The organism is Enteractinococcus helveticum (genome assembly GCF_020742345.1).
Classification (GTDB): domain Bacteria; phylum Actinomycetota; class Actinomycetes; order Actinomycetales; family Micrococcaceae; genus Yaniella; species Yaniella helvetica_A.
Genome location: NZ_DYXC01000071.1, coordinates 1 through 6,140, shown reverse-complemented (window position 1 = coordinate 6,140; position 6,140 = coordinate 1). Strand labels below are relative to the sequence as shown.

The 6,140-nt window shown below is 54.8% G+C and carries 5 protein-coding genes; 2 read left to right on the top strand and 3 right to left on the bottom strand.

Features of this window, described 5'->3' with window-relative positions:
* A partial coding sequence (locus K8V32_RS05890) for a hypothetical protein (RefSeq protein ID WP_303904340.1) occupies positions 1-590 on the bottom strand: 590 nt, incomplete at its 3' end.
* Between the two features lie 243 nt (positions 591-833).
* On the opposite strand from K8V32_RS05890, the gene K8V32_RS05885 reads away from it, so the two are divergent.
* A complete protein-coding gene (locus tag K8V32_RS05885) occupies positions 834-1,463 on the top strand; it encodes a PaaI family thioesterase (RefSeq protein WP_303904338.1) in 630 nt (209 codons plus the stop codon).
* 91 nt (positions 1,464-1,554) lie between these two features.
* Here K8V32_RS05885 and K8V32_RS05880 read toward each other — a convergent pair whose 3' ends face one another.
* Positions 1,555-2,226, bottom strand: coding sequence for an IclR family transcriptional regulator (locus K8V32_RS05880; protein WP_303904334.1), 672 nt, complete (start codon positions 2,224-2,226; stop codon positions 1,555-1,557).
* Between the two features lie 159 nt (positions 2,227-2,385).
* Between K8V32_RS05880 and K8V32_RS05875 the strand changes: the two genes are divergently transcribed.
* Positions 2,386-4,347: an FAD-dependent monooxygenase gene (locus K8V32_RS05875; RefSeq protein ID WP_303904331.1), complete on the top strand. Its 1,962-nt coding sequence runs from the start codon at positions 2,386-2,388 to the stop codon at positions 4,345-4,347.
* Positions 4,348-4,873: 526 nt separating this feature from the next.
* Here the strand turns inward: K8V32_RS05875 and K8V32_RS05870 are convergent.
* A complete protein-coding gene (locus K8V32_RS05870) occupies positions 4,874-5,620 on the bottom strand; it encodes a Fic family protein (protein ID WP_524536698.1) in 747 nt (248 codons plus the stop codon).
* Positions 5,621-6,140: the final 520 nt, after the last annotated feature.

Here is a 6,140-nt window from a genome sequence, read left to right as displayed (position 1 = left end):
GCTTCGCGCTCCAGAAACACGAACTTTGGATTGGCGGGTCGGAGTTGTGCAGGCATCAATGAGGTCAGAGCGCGCGAAAAGTCTCCGGCCAGCATGGCGGTAATGCCAATTTGGACGGGGGCTTGTAACAGCCACCCGCCGGAGGGGTTCAGGCTTGGCCGCATCTTAGCCAGATGGGTTTCGATCACATCCGCCTGTTCGAGTGCCCGACTGATCATCCCATGCACCCGGAAGTCACTCATGCGAAACATTGCCAGCACAAACATCTGCTTTGGATCTTCACTATCGAGCTGATCCTGGAGTGCTTGGGTATTCGTGAGCCCGGCTTGGGAGGCTGACAGGATTCGGTAGGCTGCGGTGACTAAGGGTGCTGCCTCGCCGACTTCCTCTGTCAGGAGTTTGAGGATTTCTGAGGTGCGTGCAGGTTCAAAACCAAACCAGGTTGCAGCGATATTCTCTTCGACGAGGGATGCTGCTGCGGCATAATCCTGCTGAGCAAGCACATCCTCTACCTGTTGTACGAACTGAGCAAGTTTGTCTAGTGAAAAAGGTTCACCTTCATCGCGAAGAGGATCATCGACGTCTTGCATACCTGACTCAATCGAGCTAAACCGGCTTGGGCTGCTGCTACAAAGCCTTCGTTGTATTCATCATACGTTGCACCGCAAATTTCGCATAGTTTTACAGCTGAGAAAGACTTCAGAGATGAATTTGTACTCGACCGGGCCGAAATATGGTGCAGTGAAGGGCTGACCCACCGGGGATTGAGTGACCCTGGCTGGCCGGGCGAATGCCGCGGCGGCATGACGGTGCAGGCTTGCTATTGTGGTGCAATGACCACTTCGCAGCGCATGGATGCCATTGAGATGGCTCAGTATCGTCGTCGTCCGTTTCCTAAAACCGATCAAGCGGCGGCCTATCTGGAAATGATGGCGCAGGTCCGAAAATTCCAAGACGCCCTGGTAGCGGCCAATCCGGAGGTTGCTCAAGCACAGTTGATCCAGGCCCAGCTGGCTGAGCTCACCGAGCTGTTGGCAACGCTTGAGGTGCCGGAGTACGAGCAACTGTATGCACTGGGTGATATGGGGATGTCCGACTCGCAGGCCTTGGTCCCACCGTTGACCCTGGATCATTTTGACGACGACGAACTCCACGCCCACTTTCAGCCCGGCCTATTTGCCATGGGCATGAATCAGGCGATGCACGGTGGGGTGATTTCGCTGATCTTTGACTCGGCGATGGGTCGCATGGCCGCAGGTCCCCGTGGCATCCCGTGTCGCACGGCGTATTTGAATACACAGTTTCGCAATGTCGCCCCGATTGGGGTGCGTTTGGAACTGCGCGCCCGGCTGGAATCTGTTGAAGGGCGTAAGCGGTTGGTGTCCGCGCAGATGTGGCACGGTGAAACCCTGTGTGCCGAAGCCGATGCACTGTTTGTTGCGGTGCGTGCGGGCCACCAGTAGGGGATGGTTTAGTGGTGTCGCGCGTGAGTCTTGATACCGAAGGCTCCGGCCATGATAGTCACCTCCCGGTGGCGATCAGCAACGCAGATTGTTAGTGTGTGGTCAATAAGCTTTCGATCCGGCGCGCAGATTCCAAGAGTCTGTCGGCTACGTCTTCGATATCCAAATCGCTTAGGACATAGAGAATTGCCAGTGAGGCGGGCCGATCATCTGCGGTGCGCAAGGGTACGGCTACCGAGGAGAGTCCGGTAAAAACCTCATCCTGGCTGAATTCATAACGCTGGGGCGGGTATTCGTCGGGGTTCAATAGGGATCGAATCACTCTGCCCGGGGCGCCGTGATCAATCGGGTGGCGACTGCCCGGTCGCTGAGCCACGGTGGTGACGGCGTTTTGGGGTTCCACGGTCTGCAAGGTGACGGCCTGTTCGCCGTCATAGGCCACAATAAAAGCAGTCATGCCTAACGAGTTAGCCAGCGTCACGAGTTCGGGACTGGCAGCGGTTTGTAGATCGCGTGCGATGCTGCGAGTCAGGGTGGCCATGCGTACCCCAATTTCCAGGCGCCCGGCCCGGTTGCGTTCAACAAACCCAAAGTCTTCTAGGGTGCGCACTAACCGGTAAGCCATTGAGCGATGGACCCCCAGTTGTTCGGCGATTTCGGGAACTGTCAGGGGCGTATTCGACTCACCGATCAACGCTAGGGCATGCAGGCCGCGAGCTAGTGTCTGCGATCCACCCGTAGCCTGTTTTGTAGTGCTCGTCATGATGTGATCCTCGTTAAAATGTTGCGCGTTCAACGCCACATCGCTATTCTTGTATCTATAAATAGAATGATGTCTCAACTATAGAGACAAGCGAGGTTGGGCGCAAGCCTCCGCTCACGACGGCGTCCGCCGGGGCAGTGTGTTCACAAGGAGTAGGAAATGCAATTTCATTACCGGGGTTACAACTCGCAAGACCCGCGTATTAAACCGGCAGCCGGTTACGGTGTGGACCGCCCGGAAGAGATTCCAGATGAGATGGATGTCTTGATCGTGGGTACTGGCCCCGCTGCAGCCGTTGTGCTGGCACAGCTGTCACGCTTCCCGTCAATTAACGTGCGCGCCATTGAAAAGCGTCCGGGACGTCTTGAGGTCGGCCAGGCTGATGGTATTCAGGCCCGCTCGGTGGAGACTTTCCAGGCATTCGGTTTCGCCGAAGAAGTTATTCAGGAGTCTTACCGTAACGTTGAGATGGCGTTCTGGGCACCTGATAAAGAGGATCCCACCAAGATTGTACGGTCCTCGCGCAGCCCCGATGACGCCACCGGTATCTCCGAGTTCCCGCACATCTATGTGAACCAGTCGCGTATTCTGGACTACTTCTTGCGTGACGCCCAGCGTGCGCCCGGCCGTGCCACCCCGGATTATGGTGTGGAATTTGTTACCGCGGACATTGATCCGGATGCTGAATACCCGGTCACCGCTACCATCCGCTATGTTGCCGGGGAGCGCAAAGGCCAGGAGCGCACCGTGAAAGCCAAGTACCTGGTTGGTGGCGATGGCGCCCGTTCCACCGTTCGTAAGACGCTGGGTCACCGCCTTGAAGGTGATGCTTCCATGCACGCCTGGGGTGTCATTGACATTATGGCCAACACCGACTTCCCGGACATTCAGCTCAAGTGCTCCATTCAGTCGCATGATCAGGGCAATATTCTGCTGATTCCGCGCGAGGGTGGCTACCTGGTGCGCATGTATGTTGATTTAGGCGAGGTCACTGAGGCTAATGCCAAGACCATTCGTGCCACCCCTGTTCATGACATCATCGCGCATGCCAATGCCGTACTGCACCCCTACACTCTGGATGTGAAATCGGTGGCCTGGTGGTCGGTTTACGAGGTTGCCCACCGTGTGGCTACCGGCTTCGACGACGTCCCAGAGCACGAACGCGACACCCGCACCCCGCACGCTTTTATCATGGGGGATGCCTGCCACACCCACTCTGCCAAGGCTGGCCAGGGTATGAACGTGTCGATGCAGGATGGTTTCAATCTCGGGTGGAAGCTGGGTGCTGTGGTTGAAGGCCGGGCACCAGCCTCGATTTTGAATACCTATGCCGAAGAGCGCTCGGTGGTAGCCCAGGAGCTGATCGACTTCGATAAACAGTGGTCCAGCATCATGGCAACCCAGGGTGATGACGCTAAAGAGGTCGAAGAGTTTTACACCAAGACCTTCGAATTCCCCGCCGGGTTTATGACCGAATACACCGAGAATCTGGTCACCATGGGTACCGAGCACCAGGACTTGGCTGCCGGCTTCCCGGTGGGTAAACGCTTCAAATCCGCCGAAGTTATCCGTCGAGCTGATAACCGCTGGCGCCACCTGGGCCACTTCCACGAAGCCGATGGTCGCTGGCGCGTCTACGTCTTTGCCGATTCGGCTGCTCCTGCCCTGGAGGGTACTCCAACCGCTGAGTTTGCCAACTGGTGGCAAGAAGACCCAGCCTCCCCGCGGGTCCGCTATACTCCGGCCAATGGTGATACTGACGCAATCTTTGATACCAAAGTGATTTACCAGCAGGACTACACCGAAGTGGAACACTACAACGTGCCAGCTGCATTCCAGCCGGTCAAGGTGCCATATGGTCTGATCGACATCAACCAGATCTTTGCTGCTGGTCATGGCCGCGATATTTTCCGTGATCGTGAAATCAGCAGGGACGGCGCGATCGTCATTGTACGTCCAGATATGTATGTTGCTGGTGTGCTGCCACTGGATGCTCGCGAGGAACTCGTTGAATTCTTCGCTAATAACATGCTTGAAACCCAAGAAACTGCTCCAGCCGAATACATCAACGATCTCGAAATCGCAGACCGTGCCGCGCTGGCCATCCACGTTGAAGACTAATAAATCTTAGGGTCTTGCCTGCAGCGTCAGCCTCAGTGGTGTCTCTCATGCTGTCAACCGAAGCATTGGGTACACAACGCTGTTGGTTTCTTACCGAGCTTCCTACTTAACATCCCACTTACTTCCCACTGTGGGATGTTAAGTAGGAAGATGAGTGGGAAGCTCTTCAGATGTCAGCAGTTAGGTAGTTCTGCGATATCGTTGCCGCGGGCTCCTAGCAGGCTCAGTTGGCTCTAAAATCCCCTGATGAATGAGCTCGTTGATTGCTTTTTGCACCGCACTTCTGCTCAAACTTACTTTCGAGATGCTCGTTCATCCCAGGATTCTCCCTCATTATGAGCCGTTGACATCAACTTCCTACTCAACTTCCCACTTACTTCCCACTGTGGGATGTTAAGTAGGAAGATGAGTGGGAAGCTCTCTAGAAGACACGAACTTAACCTTGCTGTTCTGTCATTCGTTTTCACTGCGTTGGTGGGTGCTATCGGTAACCGATGCTGTGATAACACAGGGGCAGTCATGAAGTTCATTGCCACATTGAGGTTCGATTCCCTGCACGTTCGGCAAAGGCGTCAAGTGCATCTGTCAGCCCTACCACGGACCATACCGATTGACCCGCCAGCTTGCCTTCATCCCGCAGAATCTTGGCTTTAACGAGCCGTTTGATAATTGTATATGCGCTCGAGTTTGAAACTCCGATTTGTTCCACCATGGGGGCAGTGAACGCTGGTTGGGTGGTGCATAAGTCAGCGATGATTCGCAAGTTCTTGGTTTTGCGATGGCCGGTATCCAGGATTTTATTTTTGAGTTGTTCAAGGTCATGCATCAAGACTTGAACGTTGGACATCGCTCGGCGAGCGGCATCAACGAATTCATGGATGATCGGTTCAACGTTGCCTTGACGGTACTCGTTGAGCGCGTTGAAGTAGTCATTCGTGTTGTTCAAGAGGCCGGAAGATAACGGTACGGTGAAGTTTTGAGTTGTTCCTCTTGCCCGCAATATCGCGGAGATGAGCGCACGACCAGTTCTGCCATTTCCATCAGTGAATGGATGAATCGTCTCGAACTGTGCGTGAGCCATGGCCGCTTGAACGATGGCTGCGACGTCTGTTCGTTCCATAAACCGGACCAAATCATTCAGCGCATTTGGTACCTGGGTGTGTTCAGGAGGGACAAACATGGCGGTAACTGGAGAGTTGCCGCCAATCCAGTTTATTTCCTGACGGAGTTTACCGGCGTTCCGATCAGTTTCTTCCATCAGCGCGTGATGCATGGCAAGAATAGCGTCGGTATCTAATGCGTCAGCCAGCTGCAGTGCTGCTTCAAGGCCTTGGTATTGCGAGCAATGAGCGTTGCGTTCGGGCGGGATTTGTCCCCCAGGCGAGCGAGCTGGATTCGCCGCGCGTTAGCGGTGAGTTGTTCAATCTCGGAGCTTGCGGATGACTCGCTGCGAAGCAATACAGCCCCGAATGGGGCACCCCCTGATACTGGGCATCAAATCTGGTCAGATCATCCGTGATGTTTTGAACGTCCGATGCTAGAACTGGACTGAGCTGTACTTCAGCGTCGGCAATGGCTGGCACAATAGCCTGCTGATATTTCCCGCGATGAGCACGACGACGGCGATTAGACCATGACTCCTCGAGTGAATGCCCCGGTGGCGGCCAGGAAAGTTCTTGATATTGCACTGACGGCCAACCCTGCGCCATTACGCCACCTTTCACACCTAAAATCCTTATTCGGAAAATAATCTGAACTTTTCCCAATAAGGAGCTTATTGGGAAAATTAGTCT

Excerpts from the sequence above, each read along its gene's own strand:
- K8V32_RS05885 (WP_303904338.1), top strand. The coding sequence starts at position 834 with ATGACCACTTCGCAGCGCATGGATGCCATTGAGATGGCTCAGTATCGT.
- K8V32_RS05880 (WP_303904334.1), bottom strand. The coding sequence starts at position 2,226 with ATGACGAGCACTACAAAACAGGCTACGGGTGGATCGCAGACACTAGCT.
- K8V32_RS05875 (WP_303904331.1), top strand. The coding sequence starts at position 2,386 with ATGCAATTTCATTACCGGGGTTACAACTCGCAAGACCCGCGTATTAAA.
- K8V32_RS05870 (WP_524536698.1), bottom strand. The coding sequence starts at position 5,620 with ATGCATCACGCGCTGATGGAAGAAACTGATCGGAACGCCGGTAAACTC.